Here is a 19894-nt window from a genome sequence, read left to right on the forward strand (position 1 = left end):
CGGCGGCACCGAGAGACTACTTTACCCTACGCCGGGAGTGATCTTGAACACGACCGCGCACGCAGCTGACTCGTCGCAGGTCAGCTCGACAACCGTCGTCGCACCGAGCGCTTCCCCGGGACCCACCGTGTGGCTGTACGACTCGCCTGCCCGCACCGCGTCTCCCATCCCTGCGTTGATACGGTCTGAGTCGACCGTGTAACCAAACTCCTCAGCACGCTCGCGAATCAGATCAAGCGCGCCCTTGTACCCCGCGCCGGCAACCGCACTCGACCGCACTTCGGCGAGCTGTCCATCCACCGTCGCAAGAGTCGCCTCATGGACCTGGAGCCTTGTCAGGCCGGCCCCCATCGGCGTTCGAAGAGAAACTGTGTACGGCAGCATGATGGCCAGTCCCCCGTACTGCCCCAGCGTCACGTCGCCATCCTCAGGCAGGCCGAGTGCCGCAGCCTCCAGCGGCGGATTGCGCAGATCCAGGTTGATCTCACGGGTCTGCTGGATGTACCGGAGGCCATCGTCAGTGAACAGGGAGGCCCCGCGGTCGGTTGCCTCCCGAGCGGTGGGTTCACGGTCCTGGCCGAGCCCGCCGGCCATGAGCACCATGGTCGTGATCACCACGGCAATGATGATGATCGACATCGCGGCAGCCGGGATCCACCCAATCCACTTCGGTCGACGTCGATCGATGGCCATGCCTGCACACTAGCGGCTACCGCCGATGTGCGGTGGGAACTCCGATGAGATCGCGGTTGATCGTGGCCGCCACCCGGCCTCCGGCACCGGCAGCAACAATCAGCTGCTGCGGACCGGGCGAGGTGATATCGCCCGCGGCATACACGCCGGGGTGGCTCGTGCGCCCATCCCGATCGATGCTGACCAGTCCCCAACCATCGACGTCAAGGCCCAGCGTCTTCACGAACTCGAGGTGCGCATCCCACCGCGGTCGCACGAACCCGCCGACCACCGGCACCACGTCACCATCGGTGAGGCGGATGCCGCTGACTCCAGCCCGGTCGCCCTCGACGTCCTCGATCTTGCGTCGGTCGATGCGCACGCCGCGCTCGGTGAGCAGCTTCTCCTGCCCCTCGGTGATGGTCGCGGCACCGTTGGTGAACACGGTGAGATGGTCGCTCCACTGGGCGATCAGCAGGGCTCGCCAGGCGATGTCGCTTTCCTCGCCGATCAGCGCGATCGGCCGGTCGCTGTACTCGTAACCGTCGCAGGCGACGCAGCTGAACAGCCCCATGCCGTAGAAGGAGCGGATGCTCGGCAGCTGCGGCAGGGTCTCTTTCAGCCCGGTCGCCAGCAGCACGGTCTTCGACTGCACGACGCGGTCCGGCTGACCGTTGATGCCCTTGGCGTGCACCTCGAACAGGCCAGGCGCCCCGGTGGTGTGGGTGTCGGTCTGGTACGGATGCTCGGTGGCCGGCTCCTCGAGCGCGGTGACCGACTCCACCCGGGCGAGCTGGTGCTCGGCCTCGGGGTAGGCCAAATACTCCTCGCGGCCGAGCCGGCGCAGTTCCGACGGCGGCGTGTTGTCGCGGGTGAGGAAGCCGTGCGAAACCAGCGTCGCCGAGTGCCGCGGACGGTTCGAGTCCAGCACGAGCGTGCGCCGGCGGGCACGCACGAGGTTCAGCGCGGCCGAGAGCCCGGCCGGCCCCGCCCCGATGACGACGACGTCGTACTCGTCCATCAAAGCCGCGCCTTGAACCTCTCGAGGCGCGCGATCGACGACGCCTTGCCGAGCAGCTCCATCGATTCGAACAGCGGCGGGCTGACCCGGCGCCCAGAGATCGCCGTGCGCACCGGTCCGAACGCCAGCCGCGGCTTCAATTCGAGCCCGTCGATGAGGGCGGCGCGCAGGGCCGCCTCGATCGACTCGGTTCTCCAGTCATCCAGCTCGGTCAACGCGGTGACGGATGCCGCGATGGTCGCGGCCGGGTCGTCGCCGAGTCCCTTCATCGCGTCGTCGGCGTACTCGATCGCGTCGTCCGCGGTGAACAGGAACGCCAGCATGTCGCGGGCCTCGCCGAGCACCTGGATCCGCTCCTGGATCAGCGGTGCGGCCTTGGCCAGCAGCACCCGGTCAGAGCCCGAGTCGACGATGTCGCTCAGGTAGGGCAACAGCCGCTCCGCGAAATCATCGGGCTGGAGCATCCGAATGTGGTCGCCGTTGATGGACTCGGCCTTCTTCTGGTCGAAGCGCGCCGGGTTCGGGTTGACGTCGGTCACGTCGAACGCGGCGATCAGCTCGTCGACGCTGAACACGTCGCGGTCGGCAGAGAGGCCCCAGCCGAGCAGCGCAAGGTAGTTGAGCAGGCCCTCGGGGATGAAGCCGCGGTCACGGTGGTGGAACAGGCTGGCCTGCGGGTCGCGCTTGGAGAGCTTCTTGTTGCCCTCCCCCATCACGTACGGCAGATGGCCGAACTGCGGGATGAACTCGGTCACGCCGACCTCGATCAGCGCGGTGTACAGCGCGATCTGGCGCGGCGTCGAGCTGAGCAGATCCTCGCCGCGCAGCACGTGGGTGACACCCATCAGCGCGTCATCGACCGGGTTCACGAAGGTGTACAGCGGGATGCCGTTGGGGCGCACCACGACGAAGTCGGTGAAGCTGCCGGCCGGGAAGGTGATCTCGCCGCGGACCAGGTCGGTGAAGCTGAGGTCGCTGTCCGGTACGCGCAGGCGGAGCGCAGGCATCCGTCCCTCGTCCTTGAAGGCCGCCTTCTGCTCATCGGTCAGGTCGCGTTCGAAGTTGTCGTAGCCCTGCTTGGGGTCGCGGCCGTTCGCGAGGTTGCGGGCCTCGATCTCCTCGGCCGTGGCGAAGGACTCGTAGAGAAGGCCGGTGGCCTTCAGCTTCTCGATGACCTCCTGGTAGATGTCCTGCCGCTGCGACTGCCGGTAGGGGCCGTGCGGGCCGCCGGCGTCGATGCCCTCGTCCCAGTCGATGCCGAGCCAGCGCAGCGCGTCCAGCAGCTGCAAGTAGCTCTCCTCGCTGTCCCGGGCAGCGTCGGTGTCCTCGATGCGGAAGATCAGTTTGCCGCCGGTGTGCCGCGCATAGGCCCAGTTGAACAGGGCGGTGCGGATCAGCCCGACGTGCGGGGTTCCGGTCGGTGAGGGGCAGAAGCGCACGCGAACATCAGAACCGGTCGCGGTGGAGAAGGAAGCAGACATCGATGCCAATCCTACTGGCGGTCGGATGCCGCCGCCCGAGCCGATCAGAGGCGGCCGCGCGCCCGCCAGAGCAACCACATGCCGACCACCACGTTGACCAGAACGAGCAGCAGCGCGGACGACCACCAGATGTCGAAGAGCGCAGGTAGCACCGGGTTCTGCGGTTCGCCGGATTGCACCCGGACGGTCTGGTCCTGGCTCAGCGACACAGAGGCGGCAACGCCAGCGGCGAGGAGGACGGAGGCCGGCCCGGTGAGCGTCGCGACCAGCTTCTCGCCGAGCGACCAGGTGCGCGACATCCACACCATTGCGATGCCGACGATCCAGCCGAGCACGGGCACGAGGATGCCGCCGAGCGCGACCAGCAGTGCCGCGATGATCGTGTACGCGCGCGAGTCACCGGCAGGCGCGGCGGCCGGCGGCGCGACGATCACGGGCGGCGCGCCTGCCTCGGCACGCGCCTCCGCGGCAATGAACGCCGGGTCGCCGAGTTCTTCGATCCGGGCGGCGGCGGCTGCGGCATCCAGTCCGGTCAATTCCTCGGCGACGCCGGCGCGGATGTCGCGGCTGACGCTGTCCGGAACGCCGACCAGCGCGGCCTCGAGTTGCGCCAGGTAGCTGCGAACGACCTGCGGGGTGGGCTGCGTTTCAGTCATCGGTCCCTCCGACCAGATCGCTGACGGTGTGCGTGAACGGCTGCCACTGTTGCCGGAAGACTTTGAGCTGTCGGGTGCCGTCGTCGGTCAGCCGGTAGTACTTGCGCACCGGTCCGGCATCTGACGCTTCGTCGAAGGAGCTGACCAGCCCCTTCTCGCGCAGGCGCCCGAGCACCGGGTAGAGCGTACCGATGCTGGCGATCATGCCGTGGGCGGTGAGCGTTTCGGACAGCTGCCAGCCGTACATCGGCTCTCGCGCGAGCAGGCCGAGCACGCAGTACTCGACCACTCCCTTGCGCAGTTGGGCGCCGACATCCGCTGTCATGCATCACAAGCTACTGTGCAGTGCACGCTACTGCAATATCCGACTAGTGCACGTGCCCGGTCCGCCGATGGCGCAGCCTCTCGACGATGGCGCAGGTTTACGCCGATGGCGGCCTCTTTAGACACCGCCATCGGCAGAAACCCGGGCCATCGGCGCGAGTGCGGCCGGCCTGCTACCGGCGCGCGGACCTCCTCCACAGCAGCACGGAGGCGGTGATCGCGACCAGCAGCACGCCGAGGCACCACAGCACCGCAGGCAGCAGGTCGTCGCCAACCGGCAGGTCGAACAGCAGCCCGCGCACGCTCTCATTGATGAGCGTGATCGGCTGGTGCTCGGCGATCGGCTGCAGCCACTCGGGCAGCGTCGCGACCGGCACGAACGCGCTCGACACGTAGGGCAGGAACAGGATGGCGAAGCTGAAGCCCGAGGCCGCCTCGACGCTCTTGGCGAGCAGGCCGAACACCGCGGCGAGCCAGGACATCGCGAGGATGAACAGCGTGAGCACGCCGAGCGCGCCGAGCCATTCGAGCAGGCCGCCGGTCGGCCGGAAGCCGAGCACCACCGCCAGCCCGATCACCAGGCCGGTCGAGACGAAGTTGCGCAGCACGCTCGCGGTGACGTGGCCGGTGAGCACCGCGGATGCCGCCATGCTCATGGTGCGGAACCGGTCGACGATCCCCTCGGTCATGTCCTTGGTCACCGAGATCGCGGTCATCGACGCGCCATAGCCACTGCAGATCAGGATGATGCCGGGCACCACGTAGTTGAGGTATTCGCCGTCCGGGCTGATCGCGCCGCCGAACACAAAGGTGAAGATCAGCAGCAGCATGATCGGCAGGATCACGCTGATCAGCAGGGCGTCGAGATTGCGCAGCGTGTGCCGCACACTGCGGGTGATCATGGTGCCGCTGTCCACGGCGAGTCCGGCGATGCTCATGCCAGGGCTCCTTCGAGTTCGGTCTCGGGCGCCGGAACGCGGCGGTCGGTGAGGGTGAGGAAGACGTCGTCGAGGGTCGGCTTACGAATGCCGATGTCGGCGATGTCCTGACCGCGGGCCTCGAGTTGGTCGAGGATGCCGCGCAGTTGGTTGATGCTGCCATCCGTGGCGAGCCGTTCGGTGGTGCCATCCAGCCAGGTGACTTCGACCTGGTCGGCGCCAACGCGGGACTTCAGCTCGCCGGCGGTGCCTTCGGCGATCACCTGACCCCGATCGATCACGGCGATGCGGTCGGCGAGGCGATCCGCTTCTTCCAGATACTGGGTGGTGAGCAGCACGGTGATGCCGTCGCCGACGAGTTGCTCGACCGTTTCCCAGACGTCCTGACGGCTTCGAGGGTCAAGGCCCGTGGTCGGCTCGTCGAGGAAGATCACCGGCGGTGCCGCGATCAGGCTGATCGCGATGTCCAGCCGGCGCCGCATGCCGCCGGAGAAGGTGGACACTCGCCGGTTCTGCACGTCGGTGAGATCGAAGCGGCTGAGCAACTCGGCAGCCCGGGCGCGCGCGGCACTTGCGCTCAGCCGGTTCAGCCGGCCCATCATGACCAGGTTCTCCCGGGCGGTGAGCAGGCCGTCGATCGCCGCGTACTGCCCGGTCAGGCTGATCGAGCGGCGGACGCCCGCGGCATCCGTGGTCACATCGTGCCCGTTGATCCGGACGGTGCCGGCATCCGGTCGCACCAGCGTCGACATGATGTTCACTGTGGTCGTCTTGCCTGCGCCGTTCGGGCCCAGCAGCGCGAACACCGTGCCGCGCTCCACCTGGAGGTCGATACCGGCGAGCACCTCGGTGCGCCCGTACGACTTTCTCACCCCGCTCAGTTCGATGATTGCCATCGCTTGCTTCTCCGTAACTGTTTATGCCGTAAACGTGTGTGTTTATGTTATACACAGTTCTACGGTGTGTGGTCAAGCGCTGACCGAACAATGGGCTGTGGGAAGGTGGAGGGATGACCGACGCGCTGCAACTCCCCCATGAACTTCGCGTTGCCTGGGGGCTGGATGCTGCTGCCACTCGGGGCCCGAAACCGGGTCTCAGCCTTGAGCGGATCCTGCGTGCGGGCATCGAACTGGCGGACGAGCAGGGACTTGCCGCGATCTCAATGGCCAGCGTTGCCAAGCGGCTCGGATTCACCTCGATGTCGCTGTATCGCTATGTCGAATCCAAGGACGAGCTGTTGCGATTGATGGCGGATGCCGCGATCGAACTTCCACCGGCACCCGGCCCCGACGCCGGATGGCGAGCCAGCCTCGCCGCCTGGGCCGAGGCGATCACCGCCTACTGTGCGACGCACCCGTGGGTGATGGAGCTGCCGATCACCGGCGCGCCGCTGCTGCCGAACAACCTCGCGGCGATGGATCGGGGACTGGCGGCGCTGGAGGGCACTCCCCTTGAGCCCGACGAGAAGATCGCGACGATCCTGCTGGTGAACGGCTATGCGAAAAACGAGGCGATGCTGCTGACACAGCTCGCGCAGGGACGCGAGCAGAGCGGCCTGACCCCGGACGAGGCCGGGCAGCAGTACGAAGCCGCGCTCGGCCTGCTCATCACCCCCGAGCGTTTTCCCTCGCTGGCGAAGCTGGCGGCATCCGGCGTCTTCAGTGAGCCCAGCGGCGGTGTCGACTTCCCGCCCGAGATGAGCCGTTTCGGCCTGGAACGCATCCTCGACGGGATCGCGGCGCACATGGAAACCCGTGGATCGAGCTCGCCGAGATCTCTCTGAGGGTCTCGACAAGCTCGACCAGCGATCGGCGGGTTGAGCTTGCCGAGATCTCAGGGTCTCGGCAGGCTCGACCAGCGAATTCGACTAGCGTTTCCTGGCCGGGTTCGACAGGGTGCCGATGCCCTCGATGGTGATGTCCACGGTCTGACCGTCGACGAAACCGCCGAGGCCCGCCGGGGTGCCGGTGAGAATCAAGTCGCCGGGCAGCAGGGTCCAGACATCCGAGATGTACTCGATCAGCGCCGGGATCTTGTGCAGCAGGTCGGAGGTGCGCCCGTGCCGCCGCTTCTCGCCGTCGACGTAGGTGGTGATCTCGAGGTCGCTCGTGTCGAGTTCGGTCTCGATCACCGGACCGATCGGGCAGAATGTGTCGTACCCCTTGGCCCGTGCCCACTGCCCGTCGGCGAACATCTGGTCACGCGCCGAGACATCGTTGGCGATGGTGTAACCGAACACATAGTCCAGCGCCCGCTCGGCCTTCACCTGCTTGGCGATCTTGCCGATCACGATGGCGAGCTCGCCCTCGTGCACGATGCGCCCCTCGACCGGAGGAATCTGGATCGCCTCACCGGGTCCGATGATCGCGGTGTTCGGCTTGAGGAAGATCAGCGGGCTCGTCGGCGCGTCAATCGCCATCTCCGAGCGGTGCTCGGCGTAGTTCAGCCCGACGCAGACGACCTTCGACCGTGGGATCACCGGGGCGAGCAGCTTCGCATCCTTCAGCGGGATGCGCTCCCCGGTGGTCTCGTAGCCGGCGAACATCGGGTCGCCCTGGAGCACCACGAGTTCATCGTCGTCAACGATGCCGAAGCGTGGGTCCGAATCAGTGCTGAATCTTGCAATCTTCACGTGGTTGCTCCATCAGGTCGCGGGCGCCGCGACGGTGCGTCGGTGGTGCGAGCGGCTCAGGCGTCGAGCCGGGTGAGCCAGCCGTGCCGATCTTCGGCGCGGCCGTACTGGATGTCGGTGAGTTCCTGACGCAGCGACATGGCGAGCTCCCCGGCCGGGGTGTTCTCGTCACCGACGGTGAAGTCCTTCGACTTCAGCTGCGCGATGGGGGTGACCACCGCGGCCGTCCCGCACGCGAAGATCTCGACGATGTCACCGGATGTCACGCCCTCACGCCACTCGTCGATGGTGACCCGGCGGCGCTCCACCTTGTGCCCGCGATCCTCGGCGAGCTGCAGGATCGAGTCGCGAGTGATTCCCTCGAGGATGCTCTCGGATTCGGGGGTCACCAGTGTGCCGTCCTTGTAGACGAGCACGACGTTCATCCCGCCGAGTTCCTCGATGTGCTTGCCCTCGGCGGCATCCAGGAACAGCACCTGCGCGCAGCCCTGCTCGTACGCCTCGGCCTGGGGCAGCAAGGATGCCGCGTAGTTGCCGCCGGTCTTCGCGGCGCCGGTGCCGCCCTTGCCTGCGCGCGCATATTCGGTGGACAGCCAGATCGACACCGGCGCGACGCCGCCGTGGAAGTATGACCCGGCCGGGCTTCCGATCACGTAGAAGGCGACCTTGTTCGCCGGACGAACCCCCAGGAACGCCTCCTTGGCGAACATGAACGGCCGCAGGTACAGGCTGGTCTCCGGTGCGGAGGGCACCCAGGCGCCATCCACCTTGATCAGCTGCTTGATCGCATCGATGAAGTACTCCACCGGAAGTTCGGGCAGCGCGAGGCGGCGCGCGGAGCGGTTCATCCGGCGTGCGTTCGCCTCGGGGCGGAACGTCCAGATCGAGCCGTCTTCGTGACGGTAGGCCTTCATGCCCTCGAATATCTCCTGACCGTAGTGCAGCACCGCCGCCGCCGGGTCAAGTGAGATCGGGCCATACGGCTGCACCCGGGGGCGGTGCCATCCGCCCTTCACCGACCAGCAGATGTCGACCATATGGTCGGTGAAGTGAGTTCCGAATCCCGGGTCGGCGAGGATTTCATCGCGCTCAGCGCGGCTCTTGGCGACGAGGTTCTTCGTCACCGCGAATTCGAGTTCAGTAACGGATGCGGTGGGGGCGTTCATGAAAGTCCTTTGAACTGGGGGTTACTAATTCTGCCGGGCGGCTGCGGCGATCGCATCGCCGATCTCTGCCGTCGTGCGGGTACGGCCTGCGCGTGAGGCCAGGTCGGCCGTCACCGCCGTGCGTACCCTGGCGGCGGCATCCGGCAAACCCTGATGCGTGAGCAGCAGGGCTGCGGACAGGATCGCCGCGGTCGGGTCGGCCTTCTGCTGGCCTGCAATGTCGGGCGCGGAACCGTGAACCGGCTCGAACATGCTGGGAAAGGCGCCATCTGGGTTGAGGTTGCCTGAGGCTGCCAATCCGATGCCGCCGCTGATCGCGCCGGCCAGATCGGTGATGATGTCGCCGAAGAGATTGTCCGTGACGATGGTGTCAAATCTACCCGGGTTTGTGACGAGGAAAATCGTGACCGCGTCGATGTGCAGGTAGTCGACCGCGACATCCGGGTATTCGGGGCTGATCCGGTCGACCGTGCGCTGCCATAGACCGCCGGCGTGCACGAGCACGTTGGTCTTGTGCACCAGGGTGAGCTTCTTCGCGGGGCGCGAGTTCGCGGTTTCGAACGCGAAGCGCACGACCCGCTCGACACCGTAGGCGGTGTTCACGCTTACCTCGTTCGCGACTTCGTGTGGGGTACCGATCCGGATGGCGCCGCCATTGCCGACATAAGGACCTTCGGTGCCCTCACGCACCACGACGAAGTCGACGTCCCCCGGCGCCGCGAGCGGGGAGGTAACGCTCGGGTACAGCTCGGTCGGCCGCAGGTTGACGTAGTGGTCGAGCGCGAAGCGCAGTTTCAGCAGCAGCCCTCGCTCAATGATTCCGCCGGCCAGGCGCGCGTCCCGCGGGTCGCCGCCGACGGCGCCGAGCAGGATGGCGTCGTGCTGCTTGAGCGCGTCGAGGCTGGAGTCGTCGAGAATCTCGCCGGTCTCCAGGAAGTGCCCCGCGCCAAAGGGGTACGACGTCGTCTGAACCTCGACTTCATCACCAACTGCCGCGTGCAGCACCTTCAGTGCTTCAGTGATGACTTCTGGACCGATTCCGTCGCCGGCGATGACGGCGAGATCAAGGGTTCGAGGCATGGGATAAGGGTAGTCCCCGCCGCGCCCATGCCGATTCCTCCCCCGAACGGGGTACACAGGGGTAGTGTGTGGCGCGTGGCAATCCGGGCCGGGGGATCCCTTGGCTCGACAGGTCACCCGATCAGAAGGGACGCTGCTCATGAGCATCGGATTCGGAGTATTCCTATTCGTCGTCGGCGCCATCCTTGCATTCGCCGTGAACGTAACCCTCGACTGGATCGCCCTGTCAACGGTCGGCTGGATTCTGATGGCCGCCGGTGTAATTACGGTGATCATCGGCGTCGTTCTGATGGCCCGTCGCCGCCAGTCCGTCAGCACCACCCGGTCGGCTGTCGACCCCGCCAGTGGCGAGCAGGTCACCCGCCGGGAGAACCTGAGCGACCCGCTTTAGCGAGCCGCCAACCAGCGCTGGTCGAGCGCCCACCGCTGGTCGAGCCTGTCGAGACCTCTGGTCTCGACAGGCTCGTTTTTTTGGAGGCTCAGGATGCCAACACCTGAGTCTCCCTAAACTTGACAGATGGAAATCCTCCGCAACATCCTGCTCGTCCTTCATTTCATCGGCCTCGCTTCCCTGCTCGGAGGCTTCCTGACCCAGATGTCCGGGTTCAAGACCGGTGCGGTGAAGATCAACCCGGCGATCCGGCACGGCGCGCTCACGCAACTGGTCACCGGCGTGCTACTGGTCGGGGTGATCCAGATGGGCGACCTCGCCGAGGTGGACAATGTCAAGATCGCGGTCAAGCTGCTGATCGCCGTGGTGATCACCGTGCTCGCGTTCGCGTTCCGCAACAAGGACCGGGTCGCGGCGCCGGTGTTCGGAACGATCGGCCTGCTCACGATCGCCAACATCGTAATCGCGGTGTTCTGGCGCTAAGCGCACTCACCACAACCAACAGCAAAGGCCCGCCGGATGATCCGGCGGGCCTTTCCTATTGACGCTGGGTCGATCAGCCGACGATGTCGATCTCGCGCAGCAGGTCAGCCTCGATCGCGACGCTGAGCTTTTCGAGCAGGCTGTCCGGCACCGGCGAGTCGACGATCAGCACGCTCAGTGCCTTTCCGCCGGGCTCCTGGCGGGCGATCTGCATGCCGGCGATGTTGATGTTCGCCTCACCGAACTCCTTGCCGTAGATCGCGACGATCCCCGGACGGTCGGCGTAGAGCATGACGATGAGGTGCTCGGCCATCGGCACCTCGACGTCGTAGCCGTTGATCTCGACGATCTTCTCGAACTGCTTGGTTCCGACCAGGGTGCCCGAGACCGAGACCTGCGAGCCGTCGCTCAGCGCACCGCGGATGGTGAGCAGGTTGCGGTACTCCTCGCTCGTGGTCTCGGTGATCAGGCGCACCTCGATGCCGCGCTGCTCGGCCAGCAGCGGAGCATTCACGTAGCTGACCTGTTCGCTGACGATGTTCAGGAAGATGCCCTTGAGCGCGGCGAGCTTCAGGACACTCACGTCGAACTCGGTGATCTCGCCGCGCACCTCGACGTCGACGCTGATGAGCGGGCTGTCGACGAGGCCGCTGAAGACCTGGCCGAGCTTCTCCATGAGCGGGATGCCGGGACGCACCGACTGGTCGATCACGCCACCGGCGACGTTCACCGCGTCGGGAACGAGTTCGCCGCCGAGCGCCAGCCGCACCGACTTGGCGACGGAGACGCCGGCCTTCTCCTGTGCCTCATCGGTCGAGGCGCCCAGGTGGGGCGTGAGGATGATGTTGTCGAGCTCGAGCAGCGGCGAACCGACCGGCGGCTCGTTGACGAACACGTCGAGACCGGCACCGGCGATACGGTTCGACTTCAGCGCCGCGTACAGCGCGTCCTCGTCGATGATGCCGCCACGGCTGGCATTCACGATGCGCAGGGTGGTTTTCGCCTTCGCGAACTGCTCGGCACCGATCAGCCCGGTGGTCTCCGGCGTCTTGGGGATGTGAATGGTGATGAAGTCGGTCTGCTCCATGAGCTCGTCGAGCGTGACCAAGGTCACTCCCAGCTGCTGCGCGCGGGCGGGCGTGACGTAGGGGTCGTACGCGATCAGGTTGGCGCCGAATCCGGCCAGCCGCTGGGCGACGAGGGTGCCGATCCGGCCGAGGCCGACGACGCCGATGGTCTTCTCGTACAGCTCGACGCCGGTGAACTTCGAGCGCTTCCACTCCCCTGCCTTCAGCGACGTGTTCGCGTCGGGAACGAACCGGGCCAGCGAGAGCAGGTGAGTGATGGCGAGTTCCGCGGCGCTGACGACGTTCGAGGTCGGCGCGTTCACAACCATGACGCCGGCTGCGGTCGCGGTCTTCACGTCAACGTTGTCGAGGCCGACTCCGGCGCGGGCGACGACCTTCAGCTGCTTCGCCGCGGCGATGGCCTCGGCGTCGACCTTGGTGGCCGAGCGGATGAGGATCGCGTCAGCGTCCTCCAGCGCGGACAGCAGCGCCGGCCGGTCGGTCCCGTCCACGGAACGGATGTCGAAATCGGGGCCGAGAGCCTCGACAGTAGCGGGCGAGAGTTCTTCTGCGATCAGCACGATCGGCTTTGCCACAACTGTGTCCTTTGCGAGAGGGGGAGGGAGAACCCCTCGAAGTTTAGTTGCGCGCTGGAGCTTTAAAAATCGCGCCAGCGATTTAGCGACGCCAGCGCCGACGAAGCTTGCTTCGGCGGAGGGAGAAGTCGCCCTCAGCCGAAGGGGTTCGGGGTCAGGGTGTACTTCGTCTCGAGGTACTCGTGAATGCCTTCTCGCCCGCCCTCACGACCGAGCCCGGAGTGCTTGACCCCACCGAACGGCGCTGCCGCGTTCGACACCACGCCGACGTTCAGGCCCATCATCCCGGACTCGATGCTGTCGATCAGCCGCTGCCCGCGCTGGAAATCCTCGGTGAACACGTAGCTGACCAGCCCGAAGTCGGTCTCGTTCGCCAGCCGCACGGCGTCGGCTTCGTCGGCGAACCGGATGATCGACACCACCGGGGCGAAGATCTCCTCGAAGTTGATCTCCATGCCGTGCGCGACCCGGTCGAGCACGGTCGGCTGGAAGAAGCTGCCCGCGCCATCGATCGCCTTGCCACCGGCAAGCAGCGTCGCCCCCTTGCGCACGGCGTCGTCGACCAACCGCACCGTGTTCTGCACCGCTTTGTCGTTGATGAGCGGCCCGATCGCGACATCCAACTCCGTGCCGCGGCCGACCTTCATCGCCTTCACTCGCTCGGCGAGCCGTGCGGCGAACTCATCGGCGATGCCCTCCTGCACGATGAAGCGGTTGGCCGCGGTGCACGCCTGGCCGATGTTTCGGAACTTCGCGATCATCGCGCCCTCAACGGCCTTGTCGAGGTCGGCGTCGTCGAAGACGATGAACGGGGCGTTACCGCCGAGTTCCATCGAGGTGCGCAGCACATTGTCGGCGGCCTGCTTGAGCAGCGAGACCCCGACCGGGGTGGACCCGGTGAAACTCACCTTGCGCAGCCGTTTGTCGGCCATGAGGGCTTCCGAGAACTTCGACGTCGAGGTGGTAGTGATCACATTGACCACACCCTTCGGCAGGCCGACTTCCTCGAGCACCGCGACCAGCGCCAGTGTGGTCAGCGGGGTCAGCGTGGCCGGCTTGATCACCACGGTGCAGCCCGCGGCGAGCGCCGGTCCGAGCTTGCGGGTGGCCATCGCCAGCGGGAAGTTCCACGGGGTGATCAGCAGGCACGGACCAACCGGGCGCTGGCTGACGATCATGCGACCGGTGCCCTCCGGATTCGTCCCGTAACGGCCATCGATCCGCACCGCTTCCTCACTGAACCAGCGCAGGAACTCGGAGCCGTAGGCGACCTCGCCGCGCGCCTCGGCGATCGGCTTGCCCATCTCGAGTGTCATCAGCAGCGCAAAGTCCTCCTTGCGCTCCTGCACGAGATCGAACGCGCGGCGGAGGATCTCGCCACGTGCCCGCGGCGGTGTGGCGGCCCACTCCTCCTGTGCTGCCACGGCGGCATCCAGCGCGCGCACGCCGTCCTCGACCGAGGCGTCGGCGATCGTGCGGATGACCTCGCCTGTGGCCGGGTCGACTACATCAATGGTCTTGCCGCGACCGGAGTCGACCCACTCGCCGCCGATGAACAACTGGTGCGGAACGGATGCGAGCAGTTCGCGTTCGCGCGGGTCGGTGATGACGACGGTGGACATGGGCACTCCCTCATGCGGTGTCTTTCTCCCAGCGTGCCACAGCAGCTCGGGACACGGCAGAGCGGAAGCGACCGTTTAGAGCCCGCCGGCGCGCACGTAGGCCGTGAGGCTGAGGGTCAGCACCGCGACGAGGCACAATCCGGCCAGCAGCAGCGCCGCTTTGTCGAAGAGCCTCCGCTTGCGGCCGAGCACGAGGGCAAGCGCGAACACCGCGACCGGCACGACCGCGCTGGCGATGAATGCCGTCCACGGCACGGCCTGTCCCGCTGCGATGAATGTCGGCGGCGCGACGATGATCGTTTCCGCTGCTTCCCACAGGTCCCAGCCGTACAGCAGGGCGAAAAGCGCGACGATGACGGCCGTGAGCGTTCTCTGGCGCGGCGCAGGCGCGAGGGCCTGGGTGGCGACATCCGACATCGTCAGAATCCTCCGAGCAGGTAGGGCAATGGGAACAGCAGGATGAGTCCGCCGACGAGCCAACCCAGCCGCAGCAGAGCACTGCGGTCACGGGTGAGCAGCACGGTCACCGCCACCCAGACGAGCGGCGCAGCGATCGCCAGGAACTCTCCGAACTGCGCCATGATCTCGGCGAACAGGTTGTCGCGGCTGAACGGATCCGCGGTGACCGTGATCAGCCAGGCGACGGAATACAGCACGTAGATGCCGCCGATGATGCCGTAGACGACCACCAGCAGCGGGTTCGCCGGCTTGGCGGGCTCCTCCTCGGCGTCGGTCGAGCCGCCGTCGGCGACCTCCGCTGCCGATTCAGCGTGCTTCGGATAGTCGAGGTCTGAGTCGCCGGCCCAGCGGAGGGCCTCCTCATCCGGGTCGGTGCTCATCCCTCCAGATTAGCCGCCGGCGCGCTCTTCGAATGCGGTCACGACGGCGGGGAACAGCCGATGCTCCGGATCCAGCCCGGTGATCTCCACAGCGAGCTCCGCGGCGGTGCGGTTGCTCGCGAGCAACTCCCGCAGTTCGATGCTCTCGGCGTCGTCCGGAGAATGGAACTGCAGCGCAGCCCCTACCGCGCGCATCAGAGCGGATGTCTCGTGGCCGCGTTCCGCCAGTTGCGCAGCCGGCCCGATGAATCGCTCGTAGCGGCTGAGCTTGCGCAGGGGGTTGCGACCCACGCGTTCGCAGGTGTCGGGCAGGTGTGGATTCGCGACGCGCTGGATGGTCTTGTCGATGTACGCCTGCTGCTCGTCCGCGGAGAACCCGTGCTTGTCCACCAGCAGCGCCTTGGTCTCGGCGAGCACCGCGCGCACCTCCTCGGCCACGGCGGGGGTGGCAAGGGCCTCGCGGATGGTCACGATGCCCGCGATCGTGCCGTGGTAGGCGGCAGCGGCGTGACCGGTGTTCACGGTGAACAACTTGCGTTCGATGTATGGGGTGAGGTCATCGACCCAGATCACCCCATGCAGCTCGGGCGGGTTACCCGGAAACGGGGTGCGGTCGACGACCCATTCCGAGAAGGCTTCAAGGGTGACATCCAGTCCCCCGGGTTGCTCGGGCACGATCCGGTCGATGGCGCAGTTCGCGAACGCGGCCGACGCATCCGGGTTGACGCGATGCACCTCCGCCGCGAGCGTGCTGCTCGCGTTGACGGCGTTTTCGCACGCGATCACGGTGAGCGGTTCTGGCGCCGTGCGGCCGGCGATCCCCCGCGCGATCAACGGCGCAACGAACGGCAGAACCCGGGGGCCGACCGCGGTCGTGACGATGTCAGCCGCGGCGATCTCGGCGATGACGTCGGCCTCATGCGTGCGGCTGTTGATCGCCCGGTAGCCGTCGACGACGCTCTCGGTGGCGCCGGCGCCCATCTCGTGCACGGTGTAGCTGGGCTGTGCCTGCAGGGCCCGGATCAGCTCTTCGTTGACATCGACGAAGACCACCTCGTAGCCGGAGGCGTGCAGGAACTGGGCGACGAACCCTCGGCCGATGTTTCCCGCACCGAAGTGGACCGCCGTCTTGGCCATGACGGGTTACTCCTTGAGCTTCTCGTAGATCGCCTTGCACGTTGGGCAGACCGGGAACTTCTCGGGGTCTCGGCCGGGCGTCCACTTCTTGCCACACAGGGCTCGGACCGGTTTGCCGGTGATGGCAGATTCGACGATCTTGTTCTTCGGCACGTAGTGCGAGAACCGGTCGTGATCACCGTCGTCGAGCTGCTCGTCATTCAGTAGCTTCTCGAGTTCGCGGTCGAGGACGTCGGTTCCGCCGCCACTGTGGTCTGTGCTGCTCATGCGCTCCAGTGTACGGCCGACGCGAGGGCTCAGTTGCGGGCTGTGAACGCCAACAGTTCCGGCGCGCGGCGCTCGAATACCCGGCCGCCGAGGTGCAGTCCGCCGATCAGGCAGACCGCCCCGAATCCGAGCCCGACCAGCAGACTGGCCCAGTTGTACCAGCCGCCCAGGAAGATGCTCGCGGCGCCGAGCAGCAACGCCGGAGCGGCGAGCAGGATCGTCGCGAAGAACGACAGCGCCTGAATGAGGGCGGCCGCGGTGTTGCCGGACTGCGGCTGCGTGAACGGACTATCGCCGGGCCGCACCGCCGGGTACGGGAACAACGCGGACATGACGCTGGAGAGGCCGATCCCGGCCAGCAGCACCGCGAAACCGGCGCCCAGCATGCTCGGCAGGATGGCCCAGTCTCCGTAGATGGCGGCGCAGAGCAGTGCCGTGGCGGTCACCGCCGGGATCCCCAGACCGAGCGCAGGCACCGCCCTGCCGAGCCGATCGTCCCAGCCGCGGATGTGGGCGGCGACATGCAGCCAGATCGCGGTGTTGTCGTAGGCGACGTCATTGTGGATGGCCCAGCCCAGGAACAGGGCGACGACCGGCACCGGCAACAGAGCGATGAGCTCGGTGGGTACGCCTGCGATGGTCAGTGGCACGACCATGATCAGCGGCACGACCGGGACGATCGCCAGGGTGACCAGATAGCGGGCGTCACGCATCCAGTAGGTGATCGATCGGGCAGCGATCGCCCCGGCCGGTGTTCCGCCGATCCGTGCGAACCAGCCGATGCCCGAATACTGCGGCGCATGCGCCTCCCGGCTCGGGGTGACCAGCATGTGCGCGACGAGGCCACGCCAGGCGAACCAGAGAGCGCCGACGGTGACCACGGCGATGACCGTCTTGAGCAGTGCCGCCCCGGGAAGACCGGCTGCCGCATCCGCGGGCGCTGCCCAGACGGCGCCGAACGGGGTCCAGGACGCGATCGTGGCCAGCGAGTCAAGGATGCCGAGTCCTTCGCCCTGCCAGTCGACGTCGCTCAGCCAGACGAACAGCGGCGCAAGCAGCATGAGCGCGATCACCGCGAGCACTCCCGTCGCATCCCGGGCCTTGCGGCTGGCGAGCGCGAACGCGCCGACAGAGGTGGTGACCCGCGCGCCGAGCAGGCAGGTGGCCACCAGCAGCGGCATGGAGATGATCGCAAGCAGCACGGCCAACGGGTCACGGCTCCAGGTGACCACCTGACCGATTCCGACGACCACGAAGGCGATCGCCGGGACTCCGATCAGCGTGGTCACGGCGAGCGCCGTCGCCAGCTTCGCCGAATCGATCCCGAACAGCGAGAACTTCCTGGGGTCAAGCGGGTCGTCCACGCCGAAGAACAGCGGGACGATGAACGCGCCGAGGGTGACGATGGCGCCTGCGGCCACGACGATGCTGCGGGCGAGGTCGACGTCGACCAGGCGCAGCGCGACCAGCGCGAGAAACGCGAACACGGCAAAGCCGAGCCCGTAGAGCAGCCCGAGAACTGTGCCGACCACCTGCCAGGGGCTACGCCGGAAACTGTTCGCGAGGAGTCTGAGCTTCAGTCGGAGAAACTGTGCAACCACTCCATGCCCTCCGCCGCCTTGCGCCCACCGGCCAACTCCACGAACCGGTCCTCGAGGCTCTTCCTACCCCGTACCTTGCTCATGGTGCCTGCGGCCAGGACTTCGCCGCGCACGATGATGGCCACGTTGTCGCAGATCCGCTGAACGAGATCCATGCTGTGGCTGGATAGCACCACGGTGCCGCCGGCCTTGGTGTAGCGCTGCAGGATCTCGATCACGTTCGCCGCCGACACCGGGTCGACCGACTCGAATGGTTCGTCGAGGACCAGCAGCCGCGGAGAGTGGATCATGGCGCTGGCCAGCGCGATCTTCTTCGTCATGCCCGCGGAGTAGTCGGTGACCAACCGGTCGAGGGCATCCTCCAGGCCGAACGCCGCGGCAAGGTCGCGACTGCGGACGCGCACCGTCTCGGTGTCGAGTCCCCGCAGAGTGCCCGAGTAGTGCAGCAGCTGCGCGCCGGTCAGCCGGTCGAACAGGCGCAACCGGTCGGGCAGTACGCCCATATTCCGCTTGGCGACCACGGGATTCGACCAGACATCCGCGCCGTGCACCGTGATCAGGCCGGCGTCTGGGCGAAGCAGTCCGGTGACCATAGAGAGTGTGGTGGTCTTGCCCGCACCGTTCGGGCCGACGATGCCGAAGAACGAGCCCGCGCGCACCTCGAGGTTGATGCCGTCGACGGCGACTGTCTCACCGAAGCGCTTGGTGAGCCCCTCGACATGCAGGACAACCTCGGCGACGGGCTTGCGCGGCCGAGGGGCGCGCTTTGCTGCCGGTTTCTTCGCCGGCGTCTTGCGTGGCGCCGGAGACTTCTTTGCTGCCGCGACGCCTGCCGGGGTGGATTCAGCGGATTCGGAGGCTGCTGCTTCCGGGACATCCGCCGACTTATCGCTCAGCGTGGTGGAAACCGCTGCCGCTGCCGATCGCGTGCCTGTCGCGTCGGCTTTTGGCTGGGCTAAATCGGTTTCGGGATCCACGAGTCCCACCGTAGCAAGCGGTACGGACCGCGAAGGCGGTCAAACGACTATTTATCACGGATGCGCTACATTCCAGCCGCTTCCAGCTTTTGTCCCCCACTGGCGGGTACACTCTCATGAGCACAACGGCGTGTCCAGACAGTATCCCTGTGATGAATTTCAGACGAAGTCGCAGTGATCGGGAACTTGCGCAAAGCGTAAGGGCCCGCGACACAGGGCAAACATCGTAGGAGACAGAACGTGAGCACTCAGGTCGTCATTCTTGCTGCCGGTATGGGCAGCCGCCTCGGCCGTTCGCTACCCAAATCGTTGACCGAGTTGAACGACGGCCGCACCATCATGCGGCAGCAGTTCGACAACATCCGTCACGCGTTTGGCCAGAAGGCCAAGGTAACGACCGTCGTCGGCTACAAGCTTGAGCACATCATCGAGGCTTTCCCTGAGGCGTCGTACGTCTACAACGAGCAATACGACCAGACCAACACCTCGAAGAGCCTGCTGCGTGCGCTGCAGGCATCGAAGGACGGCGGCGTGCTGTGGATGAACGGCGACATCGTGTTCGACCCGGCGATCCTCGTGCGTGCGGCAAAGATGGTCGAGGCGGACCAGTCGTTCGTGACCGTGAACACCGCGCGCGTCTCGGATGAAGAGGTCAAGTACACGACCGACGCCGAGGGCTTCATCAAGGAACTGTCGAAGACCGTCAAGGGCGGACTCGGCGAGGCGATCGGCATCAACTTCATCTCGAGCCGCGACAAGGCGGTGCTGATGCAGCAGCTGAAGCGCGTCGGCGACCAGGACTACTTCGAGCGCGGCATCGAGCTCGCGATCGAGCAGAACGGTGTGCGCGTCGAGCCGATCGACATCTCCGACCTGTACGCGGTCGAGGTTGACTTCGCCGAAGACCTGGAGCGCGCGAACCTCTTCGTCTAGTCGCTAGATGA

The 19894-nt window shown here is 66.5% G+C and carries 22 protein-coding genes; 4 read left to right on the plus strand and 18 right to left on the minus strand.

Going from position 1 to position 19894, the window contains the following annotated elements; genetic code table 11:
- Positions 1-21 precede the first annotated feature (21 nt).
- The 7 genes from GO591_RS09750 to GO591_RS09780 all read right to left on the minus strand — a co-directional run bounded on the left by GO591_RS09750 (position 22) and on the right by GO591_RS09780 (position 5988).
- On the minus strand, positions 22-693 hold the full coding sequence (locus GO591_RS09750; protein ID WP_157156637.1) for a hypothetical protein: 672 nt from the start codon (positions 691-693) through the stop codon (positions 22-24).
- 16 nt (positions 694-709) lie between these two features.
- Positions 710-1693 (minus strand): NAD(P)/FAD-dependent oxidoreductase, encoded by a 984-nt coding sequence (locus GO591_RS09755; RefSeq protein WP_157156638.1) that lies wholly within the window; start codon positions 1691-1693, stop codon positions 710-712.
- Positions 1693-3174 (minus strand): glutamate--tRNA ligase, encoded by a 1482-nt coding sequence (gene gltX, locus GO591_RS09760; protein ID WP_157156639.1) that lies wholly within the window; start codon positions 3172-3174, stop codon positions 1693-1695. Before gltX ends, GO591_RS09755 begins: the two co-directional genes overlap by 1 nt.
- Positions 3175-3218: 44 nt before the next feature.
- Complete coding sequence (locus GO591_RS09765) at positions 3219-3830, minus strand: HAAS signaling domain-containing protein (protein ID WP_157156640.1); 612 nt, start codon at positions 3828-3830, stop codon at positions 3219-3221.
- Entirely contained in the window at positions 3823-4155 is a 333-nt protein-coding gene (locus GO591_RS09770; RefSeq protein WP_157156641.1) for a PadR family transcriptional regulator, read from the minus strand. The genes GO591_RS09765 and GO591_RS09770 overlap by 8 nt, the downstream gene beginning before the upstream one ends.
- A 172-nt stretch (positions 4156-4327) precedes the next feature.
- Entirely contained in the window at positions 4328-5092 is a 765-nt protein-coding gene (locus tag GO591_RS09775) for an ABC transporter permease (protein WP_157156642.1), read from the minus strand.
- Complete coding sequence (locus tag GO591_RS09780; RefSeq protein ID WP_157156643.1) at positions 5089-5988, minus strand: ATP-binding cassette domain-containing protein; 900 nt, start codon at positions 5986-5988, stop codon at positions 5089-5091. The genes GO591_RS09775 and GO591_RS09780 overlap by 4 nt, the downstream gene beginning before the upstream one ends.
- Before the next feature lie 113 nt (positions 5989-6101).
- Between GO591_RS09780 and GO591_RS09785 the strand changes: the two genes are divergently transcribed.
- Positions 6102-6875: a TetR/AcrR family transcriptional regulator gene (locus GO591_RS09785; RefSeq protein ID WP_157156644.1), complete on the plus strand. Its 774-nt coding sequence runs from the start codon at positions 6102-6104 to the stop codon at positions 6873-6875.
- An 84-nt stretch (positions 6876-6959) separates the two neighbouring features.
- On the opposite strand, the gene GO591_RS09790 is transcribed toward GO591_RS09785, so the two are convergent.
- The 3 genes from GO591_RS09790 to GO591_RS09800 are packed head-to-tail and all read right to left on the minus strand — an operon-like array spanning position 6960 to position 9970.
- Positions 6960-7724 carry a fumarylacetoacetate hydrolase family protein gene (locus GO591_RS09790; protein WP_157156645.1) on the minus strand — a complete coding sequence of 255 codons (765 nt, stop codon included), beginning with the start codon at positions 7722-7724 and terminating at the stop codon, positions 6960-6962.
- Between the two features lie 56 nt (positions 7725-7780).
- Positions 7781-8890 (minus strand): branched-chain amino acid aminotransferase, encoded by a 1110-nt coding sequence (locus tag GO591_RS09795; RefSeq protein WP_157156646.1) that lies wholly within the window; start codon positions 8888-8890, stop codon positions 7781-7783.
- Positions 8891-8914: 24 nt separating this feature from the next.
- Positions 8915-9970 carry a 3-isopropylmalate dehydrogenase gene (locus GO591_RS09800; RefSeq protein ID WP_157156647.1) on the minus strand — a complete coding sequence of 352 codons (1056 nt, stop codon included), beginning with the start codon at positions 9968-9970 and terminating at the stop codon, positions 8915-8917.
- A 139-nt stretch (positions 9971-10109) separates the two neighbouring features.
- Here GO591_RS09800 and GO591_RS09805 point away from each other — a divergent pair, with 139 nt between their 5' ends.
- Both GO591_RS09805 and GO591_RS09810 read left to right on the plus strand, forming a co-directional pair.
- Positions 10110-10361, plus strand: coding sequence for a DUF6458 family protein (locus GO591_RS09805; RefSeq protein ID WP_157156648.1), 252 nt, complete (start codon positions 10110-10112; stop codon positions 10359-10361).
- Between the two features lie 126 nt (positions 10362-10487).
- Complete coding sequence (locus tag GO591_RS09810; protein WP_157156649.1) at positions 10488-10844, plus strand: hypothetical protein; 357 nt, start codon at positions 10488-10490, stop codon at positions 10842-10844.
- 73 nt (positions 10845-10917) lie between these two features.
- On the opposite strand, the gene serA is transcribed toward GO591_RS09810, so the two are convergent.
- The 8 genes from serA to GO591_RS09850 form a co-directional block, all read right to left on the minus strand.
- Positions 10918-12507 carry a phosphoglycerate dehydrogenase gene (gene serA, locus GO591_RS09815; protein ID WP_157156650.1) on the minus strand — a complete coding sequence of 530 codons (1590 nt, stop codon included), beginning with the start codon at positions 12505-12507 and terminating at the stop codon, positions 10918-10920.
- A gap of 134 nt (positions 12508-12641) precedes the next feature.
- Entirely contained in the window at positions 12642-14129 is a 1488-nt protein-coding gene (locus tag GO591_RS09820) for an NAD-dependent succinate-semialdehyde dehydrogenase (protein WP_157156651.1), read from the minus strand.
- Between the two features lie 75 nt (positions 14130-14204).
- Positions 14205-14546 carry a hypothetical protein gene (locus tag GO591_RS09825; protein WP_157156652.1) on the minus strand — a complete coding sequence of 114 codons (342 nt, stop codon included), beginning with the start codon at positions 14544-14546 and terminating at the stop codon, positions 14205-14207.
- A gap of 2 nt (positions 14547-14548) precedes the next feature.
- The gene (locus GO591_RS09830; protein ID WP_157156653.1) at positions 14549-14968 is read right to left on the minus strand and encodes a hypothetical protein; all 420 of its coding nucleotides are present in this window, start codon (positions 14966-14968) and stop codon (positions 14549-14551) included.
- A gap of 9 nt (positions 14969-14977) precedes the next feature.
- Entirely contained in the window at positions 14978-16105 is a 1128-nt protein-coding gene (locus GO591_RS09835; protein ID WP_157156654.1) for a mannitol-1-phosphate 5-dehydrogenase, read from the minus strand.
- 6 nt (positions 16106-16111) lie between these two features.
- Positions 16112-16372, minus strand: a complete 261-nt coding sequence (locus GO591_RS09840; RefSeq protein ID WP_157156655.1) for a DUF3039 domain-containing protein — start codon at positions 16370-16372, stop codon at positions 16112-16114.
- A 29-nt stretch (positions 16373-16401) separates the two neighbouring features.
- Positions 16402-17904, minus strand: coding sequence for a hypothetical protein (locus tag GO591_RS09845; RefSeq protein ID WP_157156656.1), 1503 nt, complete (start codon positions 17902-17904; stop codon positions 16402-16404).
- A 44-nt stretch (positions 17905-17948) separates the two neighbouring features.
- A complete protein-coding gene (locus GO591_RS09850; RefSeq protein ID WP_370455263.1) occupies positions 17949-18950 on the minus strand; it encodes an ABC transporter ATP-binding protein in 1002 nt (333 codons plus the stop codon).
- Between the two features lie 240 nt (positions 18951-19190).
- Here GO591_RS09850 and GO591_RS09855 point away from each other — a divergent pair, with 240 nt between their 5' ends.
- Positions 19191-19883 (plus strand): phosphocholine cytidylyltransferase family protein, encoded by a 693-nt coding sequence (locus GO591_RS09855; RefSeq protein ID WP_157156657.1) that lies wholly within the window; start codon positions 19191-19193, stop codon positions 19881-19883.
- Positions 19884-19894: the final 11 nt, after the last annotated feature.

This window comes from Diaminobutyricimonas sp. LJ205 (genome assembly GCF_009755725.1).
Lineage (GTDB): Bacteria > Actinomycetota > Actinomycetes > Actinomycetales > Microbacteriaceae > Ruicaihuangia.

What these genes read in the sequence shown, in the direction of transcription:
- GO591_RS09755 (WP_157156638.1), bottom strand. Translation starts at nt 1,693, where the DNA reads ATGGACGAGTACGACGTCGTCGTCATCGGGGCGGGGCCGGCCGGGCTC.
- GO591_RS09825 (WP_157156652.1), bottom strand. Translation starts at nt 14,546, where the DNA reads ATGTCGGATGTCGCCACCCAGGCCCTCGCGCCTGCGCCGCGCCAGAGA.
- GO591_RS09805 (WP_157156648.1), top strand. Translation starts at nt 10,110, where the DNA reads ATGAGCATCGGATTCGGAGTATTCCTATTCGTCGTCGGCGCCATCCTT.
- GO591_RS09810 (WP_157156649.1), top strand. Translation starts at nt 10,488, where the DNA reads ATGGAAATCCTCCGCAACATCCTGCTCGTCCTTCATTTCATCGGCCTC.
- GO591_RS09830 (WP_157156653.1), bottom strand. Translation starts at nt 14,968, where the DNA reads ATGAGCACCGACCCGGATGAGGAGGCCCTCCGCTGGGCCGGCGACTCA.
- GO591_RS09765 (WP_157156640.1), bottom strand. Translation starts at nt 3,830, where the DNA reads ATGACTGAAACGCAGCCCACCCCGCAGGTCGTTCGCAGCTACCTGGCG.
- GO591_RS09800 (WP_157156647.1), bottom strand. Translation starts at nt 9,970, where the DNA reads ATGCCTCGAACCCTTGATCTCGCCGTCATCGCCGGCGACGGAATCGGT.
- GO591_RS09775 (WP_157156642.1), bottom strand. Translation starts at nt 5,092, where the DNA reads ATGAGCATCGCCGGACTCGCCGTGGACAGCGGCACCATGATCACCCGC.
- GO591_RS09785 (WP_157156644.1), top strand. Translation starts at nt 6,102, where the DNA reads ATGACCGACGCGCTGCAACTCCCCCATGAACTTCGCGTTGCCTGGGGG.
- GO591_RS09770 (WP_157156641.1), bottom strand. Translation starts at nt 4,155, where the DNA reads ATGACAGCGGATGTCGGCGCCCAACTGCGCAAGGGAGTGGTCGAGTAC.
- GO591_RS09840 (WP_157156655.1), bottom strand. Translation starts at nt 16,372, where the DNA reads ATGAGCAGCACAGACCACAGTGGCGGCGGAACCGACGTCCTCGACCGC.
- GO591_RS09820 (WP_157156651.1), bottom strand. Translation starts at nt 14,129, where the DNA reads ATGTCCACCGTCGTCATCACCGACCCGCGCGAACGCGAACTGCTCGCA.
- GO591_RS09835 (WP_157156654.1), bottom strand. Translation starts at nt 16,105, where the DNA reads ATGGCCAAGACGGCGGTCCACTTCGGTGCGGGAAACATCGGCCGAGGG.
- GO591_RS09780 (WP_157156643.1), bottom strand. Translation starts at nt 5,988, where the DNA reads ATGGCAATCATCGAACTGAGCGGGGTGAGAAAGTCGTACGGGCGCACC.
- gltX (WP_157156639.1), bottom strand. Translation starts at nt 3,174, where the DNA reads ATGTCTGCTTCCTTCTCCACCGCGACCGGTTCTGATGTTCGCGTGCGC.
- GO591_RS09750 (WP_157156637.1), bottom strand. Translation starts at nt 693, where the DNA reads ATGGCCATCGATCGACGTCGACCGAAGTGGATTGGGTGGATCCCGGCT.
- GO591_RS09795 (WP_157156646.1), bottom strand. Translation starts at nt 8,890, where the DNA reads ATGAACGCCCCCACCGCATCCGTTACTGAACTCGAATTCGCGGTGACG.